This is a genomic window from Candidatus Bathyarchaeia archaeon, assembly GCA_041447175.1.
Classification (GTDB): Archaea; Thermoproteota; Bathyarchaeia; order Bathyarchaeales; family Bathycorpusculaceae; genus JADGNF01.
Map to the genome: position 1 here is coordinate 42,434 of CP166960.1, position 13,681 is coordinate 56,114.

At 45.5% G+C, this 13,681-nt stretch carries 21 protein-coding genes; 13 read left to right on the forward strand and 8 right to left on the reverse strand.

What is annotated here, in order from left to right:
• Positions 1 to 3 precede the first annotated feature (3 nt).
• The 4 genes from ACBZ72_00275 to ACBZ72_00290 all read left to right on the forward strand — a co-directional run bounded on the left by ACBZ72_00275 (position 4) and on the right by ACBZ72_00290 (position 2,951).
• Positions 4 to 564: a cobalt ABC transporter permease gene (locus ACBZ72_00275; GenBank protein ID XES77333.1), complete on the forward strand. Its 561-nt coding sequence runs from the start codon at positions 4 to 6 to the stop codon at positions 562 to 564.
• Between the two features lie 180 nt (positions 565 to 744).
• Positions 745 to 1,398, forward strand: coding sequence for a hypothetical protein (locus ACBZ72_00280; GenBank protein ID XES77334.1), 654 nt, complete (start codon positions 745 to 747; stop codon positions 1,396 to 1,398).
• Positions 1,399 to 1,446: 48 nt separating this feature from the next.
• On the forward strand, positions 1,447 to 2,223 hold the full coding sequence (locus tag ACBZ72_00285) for a hypothetical protein (protein XES77335.1): 777 nt from the start codon (positions 1,447 to 1,449) through the stop codon (positions 2,221 to 2,223).
• Entirely contained in the window at positions 2,163 to 2,951 is a 789-nt protein-coding gene (locus ACBZ72_00290; protein ID XES77336.1) for a hypothetical protein, read from the forward strand. Before ACBZ72_00285 ends, ACBZ72_00290 begins: the two co-directional genes overlap by 61 nt.
• A 407-nt stretch (positions 2,952 to 3,358) precedes the next feature.
• Here the strand turns inward: ACBZ72_00290 and ACBZ72_00295 are convergent, their stop codons facing one another.
• A complete protein-coding gene (locus ACBZ72_00295) occupies positions 3,359 to 3,763 on the reverse strand; it encodes an SRPBCC domain-containing protein (protein XES77337.1) in 405 nt (134 codons plus the stop codon).
• A 116-nt stretch (positions 3,764 to 3,879) separates the two neighbouring features.
• On the opposite strand from ACBZ72_00295, the gene ACBZ72_00300 reads away from it, so the two are divergent.
• Positions 3,880 to 4,047, forward strand: coding sequence for a type II toxin-antitoxin system HicB family antitoxin (locus ACBZ72_00300; protein ID XES77338.1), 168 nt, complete (start codon positions 3,880 to 3,882; stop codon positions 4,045 to 4,047).
• A gap of 77 nt (positions 4,048 to 4,124) precedes the next feature.
• Here the strand turns inward: ACBZ72_00300 and ACBZ72_00305 are convergent, their stop codons facing one another.
• Entirely contained in the window at positions 4,125 to 4,661 is a 537-nt protein-coding gene (locus ACBZ72_00305; protein ID XES77339.1) for a hypothetical protein, read from the reverse strand.
• Between the two features lie 156 nt (positions 4,662 to 4,817).
• On the opposite strand from ACBZ72_00305, the gene ACBZ72_00310 reads away from it, so the two are divergent.
• Entirely contained in the window at positions 4,818 to 5,573 is a 756-nt protein-coding gene (locus ACBZ72_00310) for a 4-hydroxy-tetrahydrodipicolinate reductase (protein XES77340.1), read from the forward strand.
• 145 nt (positions 5,574 to 5,718) lie between these two features.
• A complete protein-coding gene (locus ACBZ72_00315) occupies positions 5,719 to 6,351 on the forward strand; it encodes a hypothetical protein (protein XES77341.1) in 633 nt (210 codons plus the stop codon).
• A gap of 89 nt (positions 6,352 to 6,440) precedes the next feature.
• On the opposite strand, the gene ACBZ72_00320 is transcribed toward ACBZ72_00315, so the two are convergent.
• Positions 6,441 to 6,956 (reverse strand): hypothetical protein, encoded by a 516-nt coding sequence (locus ACBZ72_00320; protein XES77342.1) that lies wholly within the window; start codon positions 6,954 to 6,956, stop codon positions 6,441 to 6,443.
• A gap of 159 nt (positions 6,957 to 7,115) precedes the next feature.
• On the opposite strand from ACBZ72_00320, the gene ACBZ72_00325 reads away from it, so the two are divergent.
• Together ACBZ72_00325 and ACBZ72_00330 are read left to right on the forward strand one after the other, a co-directional pair.
• Positions 7,116 to 7,601 (forward strand): DUF3795 domain-containing protein, encoded by a 486-nt coding sequence (locus tag ACBZ72_00325; GenBank protein XES77343.1) that lies wholly within the window; start codon positions 7,116 to 7,118, stop codon positions 7,599 to 7,601.
• A 107-nt stretch (positions 7,602 to 7,708) separates the two neighbouring features.
• Positions 7,709 to 8,077 (forward strand): hypothetical protein, encoded by a 369-nt coding sequence (locus ACBZ72_00330; protein ID XES77344.1) that lies wholly within the window; start codon positions 7,709 to 7,711, stop codon positions 8,075 to 8,077.
• Between the two features lie 166 nt (positions 8,078 to 8,243).
• On the opposite strand, the gene ACBZ72_00335 is transcribed toward ACBZ72_00330, so the two are convergent.
• The 4 genes from ACBZ72_00335 to ACBZ72_00350 all read right to left on the reverse strand — a co-directional run bounded on the left by ACBZ72_00335 (position 8,244) and on the right by ACBZ72_00350 (position 9,943).
• Positions 8,244 to 8,444: a helix-turn-helix transcriptional regulator gene (locus ACBZ72_00335; GenBank protein ID XES77345.1), complete on the reverse strand. Its 201-nt coding sequence runs from the start codon at positions 8,442 to 8,444 to the stop codon at positions 8,244 to 8,246.
• Positions 8,444 to 8,779, reverse strand: a complete 336-nt coding sequence (locus ACBZ72_00340; protein XES77346.1) for a DUF2178 domain-containing protein — start codon at positions 8,777 to 8,779, stop codon at positions 8,444 to 8,446. The genes ACBZ72_00335 and ACBZ72_00340 overlap by 1 nt, the downstream gene beginning before the upstream one ends.
• A 1-nt stretch (position 8,780) precedes the next feature.
• Positions 8,781 to 8,996 carry a hypothetical protein gene (locus ACBZ72_00345; protein XES77347.1) on the reverse strand — a complete coding sequence of 72 codons (216 nt, stop codon included), beginning with the start codon at positions 8,994 to 8,996 and terminating at the stop codon, positions 8,781 to 8,783.
• Positions 8,997 to 9,331: 335 nt separating this feature from the next.
• Positions 9,332 to 9,943, reverse strand: a complete 612-nt coding sequence (locus ACBZ72_00350; protein ID XES77348.1) for a DUF4145 domain-containing protein — start codon at positions 9,941 to 9,943, stop codon at positions 9,332 to 9,334.
• 211 nt (positions 9,944 to 10,154) lie between these two features.
• Here ACBZ72_00350 and ACBZ72_00355 point away from each other — a divergent pair, with 211 nt between their 5' ends.
• Positions 10,155 to 10,424: a hypothetical protein gene (locus ACBZ72_00355; GenBank protein XES77349.1), complete on the forward strand. Its 270-nt coding sequence runs from the start codon at positions 10,155 to 10,157 to the stop codon at positions 10,422 to 10,424.
• Between the two features lie 517 nt (positions 10,425 to 10,941).
• Here the strand turns inward: ACBZ72_00355 and ACBZ72_00360 are convergent.
• Positions 10,942 to 11,484, reverse strand: a complete 543-nt coding sequence (locus ACBZ72_00360) for an HTH domain-containing protein (protein ID XES77350.1) — start codon at positions 11,482 to 11,484, stop codon at positions 10,942 to 10,944.
• 54 nt (positions 11,485 to 11,538) lie between these two features.
• Between ACBZ72_00360 and ACBZ72_00365 the strand changes: the two genes are divergently transcribed.
• From ACBZ72_00365 to ACBZ72_00375, 3 genes are all read left to right on the forward strand, one after another.
• Positions 11,539 to 12,591, forward strand: a complete 1,053-nt coding sequence (locus ACBZ72_00365) for a hypothetical protein (GenBank protein ID XES77351.1) — start codon at positions 11,539 to 11,541, stop codon at positions 12,589 to 12,591.
• Positions 12,575 to 12,889, forward strand: coding sequence for a hypothetical protein (locus tag ACBZ72_00370; protein XES77352.1), 315 nt, complete (start codon positions 12,575 to 12,577; stop codon positions 12,887 to 12,889). Before ACBZ72_00365 ends, ACBZ72_00370 begins: the two co-directional genes overlap by 17 nt.
• Positions 12,890 to 13,077: 188 nt before the next feature.
• A complete protein-coding gene (locus ACBZ72_00375; protein XES77353.1) occupies positions 13,078 to 13,647 on the forward strand; it encodes a hypothetical protein in 570 nt (189 codons plus the stop codon).
• Positions 13,648 to 13,681 lie beyond the last annotated feature (34 nt).

Sequence of the window (13,681 nt, forward strand, 5' to 3'; positions counted from 1 at the left end):
GCCATGACAAAAAAACGTTATTTTTCGCTGTATGAGGTTTGTTTTCTGTCGCTGATGGCGGCTTTAGTGTATGTGCTTAAAACCTTCTTTAAAACGCCGATGAGTCTGCCCGGGCACAACGCGATTTTGTGGGTGATTCCGTTTATTGTCGGAATTGGGTTAACCAAAAAGTTTGGTGCAGGCACATACATCGGGGTCTTGTCGGGTATGCTTATTGGCTCCATCGGGATGGCGGATACAGGCATGCTCAAGATGTTTGAATACATCGCGATGGGCGCAACAATGGACGTGCTGGCGTTAGTTTTCAAGGGACATTTGGGGAACGTGTTTGTTGGGATTATTTTGGGGTCATTTGGCAGCTTTGACAAGTTGCTTGTCAACTGGGCCATCACCAGCGCCTTAAGCATGAACGCCAACGTTCTGCTGGCAGGTATCGGGATTGCGGGGGCTTCACACCTGATTTTTGGCGCTGCGGGCGGCTTAATTTCGGCAATTATCGTGAACAGGGTGCAGGTGCTGCATTTCCCAAACCAACAACCCACACAAAAACCCCCACAGAGATGATTAGGTAAGCAGTTTAGCTGTTGGGGCTAAATCGCGATTCTTGGCCTTCCTCTTTATGGGCGCCTTCGGTTTTCCTGACAACTGCAGCGCAGCGCCATTGCGATTGTGCTCTTTGTCTGTAAACAACCCAACGCACACTGGCTAATCTGCTTTGTGCTCGACGTAATTTTGAGGATTAGGTTGTACCCGAAGAAAAAGGTCATAGTCATCTTGCTGTTGACTATTTTGCTTGTAGGTTCAAGTGCATCTTTTGCCAGTTCGCTTAACAGACTGTACGGACTTACCCACCCAGATTTCGATAGATATTACAAGTTGACGATTAAGCAAACCTATTCGGGGTATGTTTCTCTTTACACAAACACTTCCCAGTTCACCCCTGCTTCAGGCAGCCACAGCATCCCAGGAAACGAAACAGCCTCCCATCCAGTTAGGCTAGTAGCAACTCCATACCTGGGTTACGTTTTTGATTATTGGAAAATAAACGGCAACAACGTACATGCCTCAAACGCCTACACTTTAACCCTTCAAAATGACACAACTGTTGAGGTAATCTTTTCCTCACGAACCCCCTTTAACTCTACCCTTCCTTTGTACCAGAACCTAATTGCATTAGCAAACGCGGTTAACTTCACAGAAACAGCCAACGACAACACGGACCCCCAGTTTGCTTTCATGATTGAGCATTTAGCCGGCGCGCAACTAGGCATTTACAGCACTCAGGAGCTAGCTGACTTTGCTTCTTCTCTTTTTAATCAGAACAAAAGTGATTCTGTTAAAGCGCAGGAAATCCTCTACGCTTACACTGTTTTGATGCCCTACGGCATTGCAAACTAGACTCTAATTGAATGGGCTTTAGACAACCAACCCATGTTGAATAATGGTTTGCCCGACACTGGGGTGTCGTTTAATTTAAAATCCGCGTTTTGGCTTCATGACCGTTATGCGCTTAACGGTTACTACTGGGCGCAACTGTACAATCATGCGGTCTCCCGATGGAACCTGACTTTGGCTTATCATAGTTTCTTGTCGGCTTTGGAAACTCGAACTGATGGTTGCCCCGCAACGCTTTATGTGACCTCTGCTGGCGAAACCTATTGCCATTGGGGTGAGGGGCACCCTCGATATTACGATGAATGCGCCGAAACAATAGACGTGTACTTGTGGTTCTATAAGTTTGGCGTAGCCGATGCCCTTCCAAACGCTGTAGCAGTGTGGAACTACCTAAACGATAACACTTGGTACGCCGACCACTACGTGTACTTTGTAGGCAAAGAATCGTTTGAATGTGAAGCTGGCGGCTTCTATCAAATTGCCCTCAAACTCAAGTACTACGTGCCCTCCTTGCCTTACACTGAACGCTTGGCTATCGATGCATCTACCCGTTTTCTGCAAAACGGCTTTAGCAGTCAACAATGGACTGCCAATCAAGGCGGGTTCGTGGTGCATGACTCCACCATGGATGCGGCATCTGCAAGACTGGAAAACACCCTGATTTCTTGGGCTGCTCTTTATGGTTTGTTTCTCTCTTTTGATGCCTCCCAGCAAACACTTCTTCAAAACATGCTTAACGGCGTAGGAACTGATGGTGACCTCAAAGCTTGGCAGTACACGTTTTCAGTGGATGGCAGCAGGATTCTCAACTGTACAATTCCTACTTAACCCAGTTTCAGTGGCAGACAACTTCGCCGCCAACTTGGGGTCCTGATGCTACCTCGGCGGCGGAAAGCTTGTTAATTCTGCTTGGCGTCACTCCTGTCACCACAACGTTGGCGGTTCCCTTAAGCGAGAATATCTACGAAGATTTAACCTGTATTGTCAATCAAAGAGTCCTCTGCCTAAACCTAAACGTTTCCGTTCTGCAAGTTGCGGTCGCGCCGGAAGGCATGCTGAATTTCAACTATGGCGCTGAGGCGGTCAGTTACATGTTTCCACGTTCAGGCGTTTATGCAATTCAATTTAGCTCCGACTGGAACCAAATACTCGATGTCAATTGGGTGGGTGATGTTCCTGAGGAGTGCCTGTACTTTGAGTCTGCTTTGTCTGCCAAAAGTAGCAGTCAGCCTGTTTGGGTAGTTCAGGACACGTTAACTAACGCGCCAACCGAGGCGTCGATGGTGACTGGGAACGTAACGCAACCCGTTTTCCCCGTGGCTTCTGGTATAGACAAAACGTCGCCTCTTCCTTCTGCTTCTACACAACTAGCTTCAGGACAAATTATCAACAAGGTGTACGTGAGCCTTGATGGCGTTTCCCAAGTTTGGCTGATTGCACCAATTCTCTATTCTCAAATCTTTGTCGGCGCTGCCGTAATTATTTTGGCGGTTTTTAGGCAAGCCCGAACCAGAAACCGCTCTGTTCCCCACCTTCCAATGAAGAACAAACCGTAACTTTCACTCCACCCTCTTTGACTACCCTCCCCTCTATAGGTTCTGCATACAATTGTTAATGGCATCCAAATAGGCTCCAAATAGGTTCACAGTTTACCAGTCGCAGGGGCACTTTCCTAGAACAACCCCAACCAGAGCCTCTTATGCAAGACTGCGCCACTCCACGCTTTGCTGTTTCTTTCTCGGTTGGGCGCCCTTTCTCTGCTTTTTTGGGAAAGGCGTGGTGATGAAAAAGGAGCCTGCCGGTATGATTATTGCTTGGGTGTTTTTTAGTTCCATCTTTTCTGGATAGGCATTCTGTGCCTTGCCTCAATTTCCACCACGGGCATTGGAATCTCCAAATGCAAAACTAACTGTACACATTTTGAAAATATTCTTCCTTCAAATTTTACTCTCTTGACGGGGGCTTATTTTTTGAGGTTTTCTTTTAGGGGTTTCCAGTAGTATTCGTTCCAGCCGTCCGTCAACTCTTCCTCCTGCTCTTTGGGCACATTGCTATGTACCAAAGTGACCTCTGTGCCTGCCGTGACCTCTTTGAACGTTAGCTCAAGCCGCGATGGTGGATACCCTTCTGCCCAGTCGATTGTTTGCCACTCCTGCACCAGCCGCTTCCCCGCCTCCAATTCGAGGAATTTCCCGTAGATGTAGCCGTCCCACGCTGTGAATTTGCCGCCGACTTTGGGTTTGCCGGTGGCTTTGCTTTCGGTGAGTTGGCTGTGTTTTTCGGGATCCGTGAAGGCTTCGTAGACTTCTGTGGGGGATGCTGGGAGAGTGACTTTCTGGGTTATGGTGGTTAGGTTTAGGTTTTTCATGTGGGCAACCGCCTTAAATCACGTTTCGTTGATGGTGCTTTTAACTTTGGCGGTCAAACGGTGCTTTCAATTGGGTTCTTATGTGAGGTCAAGATATTGTACCGTGGAGCCGAAAGATGGTTGCTCGCAAGTTCACAGTGCTTTTAGAACCCGCGGAGGAAGGCGGCTACGTGGTCAAATGCGTAGAGTTTCCTGTGGCTTCTGAGGGCGAAACCAAAGCGGAAGCGTTACAAAACATCAAGGAATCCATCGAGGGCTACTTGGAAGTCAAAGCTGAGCTTTAGGGTGCAAACGTAAGGTTGAGCGGACCAAAGTAGTTGCCAAAGCTCCATCTGTTCTACTGTCTTCATAGCATCTTAGACTACTGAGGTTGGCGTCGTTTTTTCATAAGTTCCTTAGCCCTTTCTGTGTACGGATTCGGGAGCGCCTCGTTTTCAAGTTTGTTGCCTTCCGAAAAAAACTCCTCTACCCCGCGCCCTCTTGCTTTACCCTCTTTAGTGTGCATGTCCAAGGCGAAGTCGGGAATTTCCAGCCGTTTGCCCTCCGCTCTTTCGGTGTAGACCACGTTTTGCAGGTCGTCGACGATTCGGGTTTTGGGGCTGCGGCAAAGACACACGACGGCGTTGACCATGAACAGCTTGTAGGCGTCGTCGTTTAGCCTGCTTTTGGAGGCTTGGTATTCCTTAAACAGGGTCTCCACAAGGATGGGTGCCATGGGGTTAGCGCAGCCGATGTCTTCGGAAGCGATTATCTTAAGCCTGTTCCACAGTGCGGTTGGGTTGAATTCTTCCAATTCGACAGCAAAATGTGCCGCTTCATACTCCATGCCTCGGCGTATGCATTTCTGCAAGGCACTTAGCAACTCGTAAAGGTCGTAGCCGTTTGGCGTGTTTACCATGGATGTTCCCTTTTTCTTCCATTGTGGCTGCGGGGTTAATAGCGTTTGTCCACTTTTTAGAAAATAAAGCCCGTTCGCTATTTTTTTTGCGTAGTTAAACGGTCAGTGAATAAAAACATATATAGAGTAGGTGAATAGTTGGCTGGGGAACTTCTAATGAAAGTGGGGCTCTATGGATTTGGCAGAGCAGGAAAAGCCGTAGCGACGGTGTTACTGCAAAACCAAGAAGCACATCTTTGCTGGGTTATCCGCAAATCAAACGTTCTACAACACCGGTCTGTTCCAGAATTTTTAGGCATAAAAAGCGGGGATGAACAAGGCTTGATCTTCCCTAAAGATGAACTGACCCCCCAGCAACTTTTCGACAAATATCCTGTAGATGTAATTATCGATTTTTCTTCACCTCAAGCCATACTATCCTACGGTGAAGAAGCAGCCAAACGAGGAATAGCCTTGGTAACTGCAATACCCGCGTACCCTGATGAAACCGTTGCTTTTCTAAAAAAAATATCACGCCAAACAAAAGTGCTCTGGTCACCCAACATCACGATTGGCATCAATTTCTTGATGTTGACCGCTAAAATCCTCAAAACCATTGCTCCCTACACCGACATCGAGATCATTGAAGAACATTTCAAAAACAAAAAAGAGGTCTCGGGCACAGCCAGAAAAATATCTGAGATGTTATGTTTGCGAGACATCGATATTAAATCAGTTCGTGCAGGGGGTATTGTTGGTCGTCACGAAATCATCTTCGGGTTTCCCTTTCAGACAGTCCGCTTAATTCACGAATCGATAACACGAGAAGCCTTTGGCAATGGCGCCTTATTTGCAGCTAAGAGCATTATCGAGAAAAAAAACGGCTTCTACTCTATGGAGGACATATTAATACCCTATTTCAACCTGAAATAACCTCTCAACCTCCACCAAACACGGGCGCCTTCATCTATCTTTGTTGTTGCTTTAGGTTCCAACTTAACTTTAAATGCGGTGCCTAAACTTCTGTCTTGGTTATTTTGCGCCATTTAAACACCATCCACGATAAGGAGGTGAAAAAATGAAAAGAACCGTTCTTGCATCTCTAGCGTTGGTAGCAGTGATAGCTGCTTCAGCCATGTTGTTGGTGCCGCAAGCACAGGTCGATTCGCAGTCCACAGCACAAGACTACGTGGGCTACGAGACAAGAATCATCCAGAACGAGCCAACCATACTGAGTATCGATAACAGCAGCATGCCGCAGCTTCTAATTATTGAACAGCAAATAGACGGGCTTACGGAAGGCAATCTCACCATAAACGGGCAAGTTTACGTTTACCCTGACGACTTAAACTTCTCCAGTTACCAGTATGTAGCCTTGAACCCCATGACTGGAGAAGGATTCGTAAGAATCAACGGCAACATCACCCTCAACATGACCGAGCCATCCACCCTTTGCCACTGGGTCGTCGCGCATTTTACCGGTTTACTGTTGGATCCCAACGGAACTATGCTGGCACCTGAAAACTACACCAGCACTAGCACCTTCAGACTAAGCGGCACAGGCATGCTCAGCGACGTTGACGGTTTTGGAGTCGGGGTATCCTCCTTTGTTCCACCCAACTATACAACCCAGGCAATTCACCAGTTCGGCTTCATCAAAGGCTGGCCCGACATGGCTGAATCCACGGGGTCAAATTCCACAAGCTCATGATAATTTCCACAACAGGAATCGTACAATTATTTCCTCCCTTTTTATACTCGGAAAACCCCCGTTTCGAAGGGCATTTGCGGTTGCATTGACTATTTTTTGTGTTCCGCTATGAAGCCCTTGACGTCACTGATGAATTGGAGGGTGCCTTTCTCGATTTGGTCTGCTAAAGCGTCTGGGTTGCTGAAGTCTGGGGTGTCCACTAAAACTGCTTTGGTGATGTAGTCGGTGCCTTTGGTGGTTTCTGCAAGGGGGTGCTTGTTCCAGCCGCCTTCCACAAACCGCTTCCAGTGTTTTGCCTGCGCCGCTTTGTTGTAGCCTGATAGCCAAACCTCAAACGTGACTGTGTCATGGATGAACAGTATTACGATTTTGAGGTTTTGCTGCTTCAACGTTTTGGGGAAGAAGTAGAAATAGGAGAAGTCCATGAGTCCAAACTGGACCTCTGACACAAAGTAATCTGGGTGCCTGTTTTTTAGGTGCAGCCTCAAGTCCTGAAGGTAGCCCATCAAGCCTTCGTATGCTGCTCTCACGGCGCCCTTCCGCAGCTGCTTTCGGTATTCGTCTAAGTATTTGTAGAATGGCTCTTCTTTGGTTGGCTGCTTCATTTCCGTACGCCTCTGACTGCTGGTTGGCTCAGGAGTGAAAATAAACTTTTCGACACTCCCAAAACCTCTCAAACAGACGCAAACAGAGATGAATAACCTAACGAAAACGCCATGAAGCAGTGCACTAAAACTATTAACCGTCCACCCAAATAGAAGGGTATGGCTAACCCTTTAACTGCGGACCTAATCGCGCCCTGCGGCATGAACTGTGGCATCTGCAAAACCTACCTCGCCTACAGCCGCGGCGTGCCCTACAAAAAAGGTGCAGTCTCCCACTGCCCCGGCTGTCTGGTGCGCAACAAGAACTGCGCGTTTATCAAACGGGACTGCGAAAAAACCCGAAAAAAACAGGTTCGCTTCTGCTACGAATGCGCCGACATGCCCTGCCCGAATCTGGCCCGAATTGATGCGTTGTACCGTGCACGTTACGGGATGAGCATGGTGGAAAACCTAAACGCTATCCAAAAAAACGGCATGGACGCCTTCCTTAAAAGCCAAGCCGAAAAGTATCGTTGCCCAAACTGCGGCGACCTCATCTCGGTGCATGACGGGAAGTGTTATGCGTGTGGCTATCAAGGAGAAAAACCTAAAGGCAACAACCCAAAACACCGCTGGACCCCAACAAAAAAGGTGATTAAAAAATAAGCGTTTCAGAGGGTGCTTCTGTGGGAACATACATTCGCGGAGTACTTGGTTCTGCAACAAACGTAAATTAGTCCCTGCTTGATTATACGTTAATGAGGTAGTTTTTCGTGAAGTATGGAATACTTTTCACCGACCAAAATGGCGACTCACACTTCAAGGACGGCGAAGTAGATTTTGAATTGGTAAATTTTGCACCTCCAGCCCCTCCCGTAGGTCTCACAAGCTACACTCCTGCCAGCCAACTTGTCTTTTTTAAACTTCCCCCAGATTGGTTTGGTGACTGGCATCCCGCACCCAAACGGCAGTTCTTTTGCTGTCTTTTAGGCGAAATTGAACTTACAGCCAGCGACGGAGAAACACGCATTTACCGTGCAGGCGAAGTCTTTCTCCTGGAGGATACTTGGGGGAAAGGTCACAAAACAAGGGTTACCTGCAAAGAGGATTTTCTGGCTGCAATTGTACAGTTAGCACAATGAACCCTAAGTGCGCGACTCAGCATTCCACAGTGGAACTCGCAATATTCCATTTTTTCAGCGTTTACCCTAAAGGTCGTGATATAGATGAAATTAGGCAAGTTATCGTTCCTTAGTTGTGTTTGTGTTGATGGCTGGGTGGTTGGGATGCAGTTATTCACTTTGGGTTTTATTCTTCAAAGATGAACAGTTCATCTATTGTGGTTTTTAGTGTTTCAGCTATTTGGTGCGCTAAGACTAATGATGGGTTGTACTTGCCTTTTTCTAGGTAGAGGATTGTTTCTCTTCTGACCCCAACCGTTCTTGCCAGGTCGTCTTGGGTTAGGTCGTAGCGTGCCCTGAACTCTTTGATTCGGGTTTTGAACTTCATCAGAAATCCCCTTTTTTGGCGTAGTACCAACTTAGTAAACCAAACGAGATTCCCGCGACAAGCATTATGGCGATTACAACCCATCCCGTTTCCAGCTCTGGTAAGTTAAAAAACTCGTCCCCAAATATAATTAACATCAATGTGGAAATCATGAATGCGAGGTTTATCCAGTAGGTTCCCATCGCCGCTTTGCCTTGTATCTTTGATGTGCGTTCGTCTTTGCTTGGGTATCCTGCTTTTCTGTCTCTTTGGTTTTTCCAGATGACCAGTATTCCCAGCAGGATAATCAGCGCCGCATTTAGAGTAAGAATTATTGGCCATTCAAACCCGGCCATGTTATTCACCTCCGCGTTTTATTGCTCTTTTTTGGGTTGCGATTAAGCCGATTCCAATTATTCCCAGCACCGTGGCTATGCCTGTTGTTGTTTCGCCCAGAACTGCTCCCTCAAACATCAGCGCCGCGCCAACTAAACAAATCACTATTCCCGAAGCGAAGAGTGCTTTTCTGATTTTGTTCGTGGTTTTCGACCTCCATTTAACTATATCTAACATTTTATTATCTTTTTCTAACATAGAGTTATGTATTTCTAACTAATAAATATTTGGCAACCCCTCCCATCATTAACCAATAAAAAAATCTGCAAACAGAATTTGCCCCCTACCCATAGAGCTACTCGAACTCATCCATGCCCGTTCTCGCTCTACACTTCATCTCTCCCTTCCACCAAAACCCTAAAAACTGGGAGACGATGTTGATTCGTTGGGGGATGATGTTGCCGTCCCAGCCTTAGGGCAAAGTAAAATTTTCTGGAAGTTCTGATTCCTTATGCAGTTACTGTTGTCGCTAGTTATATGTTTTTTCTATCCTAACAAGAACATAGCTGGAATTATGTTATCCCTTTTTTGGCTTTGAAATTTTTAATTCTCATTGGTCTAACAAAGACTTCATCTAGAAATTCATCAGTAAATTGCAACACTTCATCAGCATCGGAAGGTGCAACTTCTTTTAGAGGATCTTTTTGTGGATGTGCGCCCCAATTGCCAATCATTCTTATTGTATGTGCCACATCTTTTAGTGTAGGATTAATTATCCTTCTATTGTATAAATCATCTATTTGGTTTATCAGGTCAGAATTTGGAGCGCCATTTAGTGTACATGCATTTTGTAATGCCCTTCTGCATTGTGTAACTACCGCTTTAGATGCCAAAACGCCTCGGCATTTAATTGCTTCCAGATAATCATCAGCAACATCCTTGGGAATTGCTTGGTCTACATAAGGTACATTTTTGGGATAATAATCAACAATATCGTCTATCTCGATTGGGATAGTATGTTGATACTCGTCTGGAAAACACCTACTATCAGGCATCTGGAAATAAACACCTTTATCACAACCGTTACAAAATAAAACGAAGTCGTGATTTGCGCCCTTTCCAAAAAAAGAGCATTTTGTTTTGCAATGCGGACACATAAAGGATTTAATATATAGTTTAGCCATTTTTTCCCCTCATCACTGATTGCTATCTTATATTGCGAGTTTTTATTAAATGTCTTTTTGGTAGCAGTATTACTAGCAAAAATCGGTAGGTTATTCTTCCGAAAAGTGGTCGTGAGAAAAAAGCGCTTCAAAAGTTAAACAGGTGCGGCTCTTTATTACTTCCGAAGAAGGTTTCTTATAGGCAATTAGGTATATATTGCTTTGAAGTTTAATGTCAGTTGCAGAACTACTTCCCTTTGTAGGAGTCGTCTCACTTGCTATTGCATCAAGCGTTATAGTTTACCATTTTGGAAAATGGCGACAAAAGAACGACTCTGATAGAGAAGAAATGAGAAGGAAAATCGATGAACTTTGTTTAAAAGTCGATAAGATTCCAGAGGAGCTTTTGTCCAAATCAATTGACATGTATAAAATGTGGGAAAAGATGAATGATGATTCCACGGTAAATAGTAAAAACAGGAAGCCTGTAGCAAATGAATAGCCGTAAGGATATGCTTCTTGAAAAAGCTAGGAGTCGGACAATAACAGAAGCTGAAAGCAAGGAGCTTACACGTATTCTAGAAGAGGAAGCACGAATTGCTAAATCTAACGGAGACGTTTTGGGTGCAATCATAATATTGGGACTTCTAGCCTTCTTAGGTGCGTTAGTTGCGGAACTTTTTACAGACTAAAATTTTTTCTAATTCGTTGACTAACTGAAAAAAGGTTCGTAAATAGGAAGATTTTTCCTCTTCCAAAAATAAGAAAAGTCTTTTATGTGTAATCGGCAGCAACCCTTGTGGTTGCTCGCTTCTAATATTTCCTCCTATGTACTCTCTTCTGCATTCATGTCTACTGAGAATTTTTTAGGAGCCCCTCCCAAAGGAGGGGACGCCAACCCCCCGAGAGCGAAGCGAGGTGGGGAAGCTTTGGGTGCCCGAGTCTGGGAGGGTATGGGAACCTGAAGGTACACCCGAGGGGGTAGGTTGGCGCTGAATTGAAAAATTCTCCCCCATGGTTTATGTTTCTGACGACTGTTTATGCCCCTTCGAACCAGACCTTTTGAGACCTCTAAATACACCCTTCAGGCTAGCTTTGAGGCTATTCTGGTTTGCTTGCTCAATTAGTGCTGTCACTTTCTTTAGGTCAAGGTCATCAACGTTTTTTCCTGTTATGCGTATGGTTCTGGTTTCTTTCAGTTTATCAAGCGATATTTTGAAGATGTTGTCGGGGTCATCTATTTCTCCAAACATTCTGGCGGTGTCTTCTAAAAGCACCATCCTTTGCCAGTCGCTCTTGGGCAATGGAAGCTCGATTATGATTTCCTTCTCCAAGGGCTTAATTGTTTGTTCTCCCGTTTTTGCGAACCACTTCCCGTCATGGCTCTCGATTTTTCCCATCAGTTGCAAACTGGTAAGATATTTGTGAACGGTTGACCTGTGCTTGTCCAGTTTCTTCCCGATTTCAATGGCGCTTATTCCTCCTTTCGCGCTACTTTGTTGCACCAAACTGAAGCATTTGTCTAAGTTGTCCATTCTTTCATGGTCTTTTTTCATTGACATTGTCGCGACACAACCGCAAAATGGTGTTGTAGCTACTTATCTTTTGTGTTACAAATGCAAACGGTAGAAAATCAAGGCAGTTACCGAGAAACGCTTGGAGATTATGACTTTAGTTCGGATGATGGAGTTCACGAAATTGACCTTCACAACGAGTTCTGGAGTCATGGCGAGTTTGAGCTTGTAGGGCATGGCGAGCGAACTAACAACCAATGCGGCAAGTTCAAGAAGTTTATGGGCTGCCTAAACATTGAGGGGCATAATCAAGCTAGGCATTTTCTGGGTAACTTGCCTAAAGACTCAGTTTTCGTTAAGCCAATTTATCACTCGTGCGATAAGCCAACTTGCCCAATCTGCTTCAAATTTGGATGGGCGGTCAGAGAAGCCACGCGGATGGAGGCACGTTTACGGGAATCCTCCCATAGATACGGCTTAATCGAACATATTGTGGCGTCAGTTCCAGCGAAGCTATACGGACTGAACCTTGACCAGTTGCGGAAGGCAGCCGTCAAGGTCTTAGATAGTCGCGGAATCATCGGTGGTTCCATGATATTTCATGGCTTCAGATATGCCAACCGTAGGGAAGCTAAACGCAAAGGCGTTCCTTTCGGTTGGCGCTGGAACCCGCACTTTCACGTCTTGGGCTTTGTTGGCGGGGAAGGCTATGGTAAATGCCGAAAATGTAAAGGTGCAGATTGCTACACTTGCAAAGGTTTCGAAGGAATCACCAGAATTGAGAACAAGAAAGACGGGTGGGTCGTCAAAGTTTTAGAAAAACGCAAAACTGTGGGTGGAACATGCTGGTACCAGCTTAACCACTGCTCAATCCGTCGAGGTAAAAAGAAGTCTCATGCGGCAACTTGGTTTGGCGTTTGTAGCTACGGCAAACTCAAGCCGATTAACACTGAGGATGTTGGTATCCATACGTGTCCAATTTGCAACTCTAAGCTCGTTCAAATTCGATACTTGGGCAACTTTGCCGAGTTAGGACCAGTTTCTCGACGCGGCGAGGTGCTGAGCATGTTTGGCGCTGATGGCAAGCCCCTATGGGAGGTTGTGAAGGAAACAAAGTTTAGGAGGTATAGCGGAAGCTATGAATCGCCAATTTAGACGCAGAGTTGAGCGGGAATGGAACAAAATTAAACTGGGTGCTTCCTGTACAAAATTCATTGAGCAAAATAACCTGTTCACTATTCCCTACGTGATTTACTTTCAAGTGGTCAAAGTCAGTGACGATTTGATGTGCGTTTACAACGTGGGGTTGTTTCAGTTTAGAGACGGTTCCGGTTTTGCTAAACGTGTTACCATTTGTCACTACGTTAATAATCTCTTTAGAAGTTTGGGTTCTGTCGAACTTGGTTTTACTCCTGAAAATGAGCTTGAAGAAGGGGACGAACTTGACGCTTAGTTTGTGCATCGTTTGGCTCTTGCGGAACATTCGGCAAACAAGGGAGCGACACGCGAGGCGGAAGCGAAGCGACGCCGAGCGTTTGCGAGGAATTACTGGGCTGAACGTTGGCTTGTGAAACTTGATAAAGCCAGCTCAAATATTATTAGGTGAAGGAGGGAAGGGTTTTCCATTCTAAAGGAGAGTCGATGTACAGCAAACTGTTAAAAGAGTATGGGGTTAGCAAGCGTGTAAGTGACGTTTTGTTTTTTGTTTTTCTTGATGATGAATTAGAAAAGTACCTTCCGCTCTTCAGACAAGCTGTTAAACAACCTATTAGCTTGAAGCCGTTTATTTCCGAGTTGCAGAAAGAACTTAACACTGGTGCCTTTAGTCACACGACAAGTGCAATGTACCATTTCCTTGCAACCGATGACAATTTTGGAATTTTTACAAGAGACTACGTGAGGCGCTGCTGTGACATGGTGGAATATATTACTAAGCGTAAAGTTGCGCCTAAGTTACGGCTTGAGTCTGAGGTTGAAAAAAAGCCTCTTGGACGCGTCATTGGCTTATTTAATAGACAAAACGCTAGACACTTTCCTAATGGCTTGCTTGAAGCACTGGCTCAATTCAACGAAGTGATTTACTGTCCAGCTAAGCATGAACATGTTACTAGCGAGGAGAGTCGAATGTTTAGCGTTGCCGATGCGATTGCTGTTACTTTTATAACCGTGCGTTTATGCCAACAGTTAGACGATTTTCAACGGAAGTATTGAAGTTGATACCAGAAAAATCGCTGAAAGTGTGGGG

What these genes read in the sequence shown, in the direction of transcription:
- ACBZ72_00275 (XES77333.1), top strand. Translation starts at nt 4, where the DNA reads ATGACAAAAAAACGTTATTTTTCGCTGTATGAGGTTTGTTTTCTGTCG.
- ACBZ72_00295 (XES77337.1), bottom strand. Translation starts at nt 3,763, where the DNA reads ATGAAAAACCTAAACCTAACCACCATAACCCAGAAAGTCACTCTCCCA.
- ACBZ72_00300 (XES77338.1), top strand. Translation starts at nt 3,880, where the DNA reads ATGGTTGCTCGCAAGTTCACAGTGCTTTTAGAACCCGCGGAGGAAGGC.
- ACBZ72_00305 (XES77339.1), bottom strand. Translation starts at nt 4,661, where the DNA reads ATGGTAAACACGCCAAACGGCTACGACCTTTACGAGTTGCTAAGTGCC.
- ACBZ72_00310 (XES77340.1), top strand. Translation starts at nt 4,818, where the DNA reads ATGAAAGTGGGGCTCTATGGATTTGGCAGAGCAGGAAAAGCCGTAGCG.
- ACBZ72_00315 (XES77341.1), top strand. Translation starts at nt 5,719, where the DNA reads ATGAAAAGAACCGTTCTTGCATCTCTAGCGTTGGTAGCAGTGATAGCT.
- ACBZ72_00320 (XES77342.1), bottom strand. Translation starts at nt 6,956, where the DNA reads ATGAAGCAGCCAACCAAAGAAGAGCCATTCTACAAATACTTAGACGAA.
- ACBZ72_00325 (XES77343.1), top strand. Translation starts at nt 7,116, where the DNA reads ATGGCTAACCCTTTAACTGCGGACCTAATCGCGCCCTGCGGCATGAAC.
- ACBZ72_00335 (XES77345.1), bottom strand. Translation starts at nt 8,444, where the DNA reads ATGAAGTTCAAAACCCGAATCAAAGAGTTCAGGGCACGCTACGACCTA.
- ACBZ72_00340 (XES77346.1), bottom strand. Translation starts at nt 8,779, where the DNA reads ATGGCCGGGTTTGAATGGCCAATAATTCTTACTCTAAATGCGGCGCTG.
- ACBZ72_00345 (XES77347.1), bottom strand. Translation starts at nt 8,996, where the DNA reads ATGTTAGATATAGTTAAATGGAGGTCGAAAACCACGAACAAAATCAGA.
- ACBZ72_00350 (XES77348.1), bottom strand. Translation starts at nt 9,943, where the DNA reads ATGGCTAAACTATATATTAAATCCTTTATGTGTCCGCATTGCAAAACA.
- ACBZ72_00355 (XES77349.1), top strand. Translation starts at nt 10,155, where the DNA reads ATGTCAGTTGCAGAACTACTTCCCTTTGTAGGAGTCGTCTCACTTGCT.
- ACBZ72_00360 (XES77350.1), bottom strand. Translation starts at nt 11,484, where the DNA reads ATGTCAATGAAAAAAGACCATGAAAGAATGGACAACTTAGACAAATGC.
- ACBZ72_00365 (XES77351.1), top strand. Translation starts at nt 11,539, where the DNA reads ATGCAAACGGTAGAAAATCAAGGCAGTTACCGAGAAACGCTTGGAGAT.
- ACBZ72_00370 (XES77352.1), top strand. Translation starts at nt 12,575, where the DNA reads ATGAATCGCCAATTTAGACGCAGAGTTGAGCGGGAATGGAACAAAATT.
- ACBZ72_00375 (XES77353.1), top strand. Translation starts at nt 13,078, where the DNA reads ATGTACAGCAAACTGTTAAAAGAGTATGGGGTTAGCAAGCGTGTAAGT.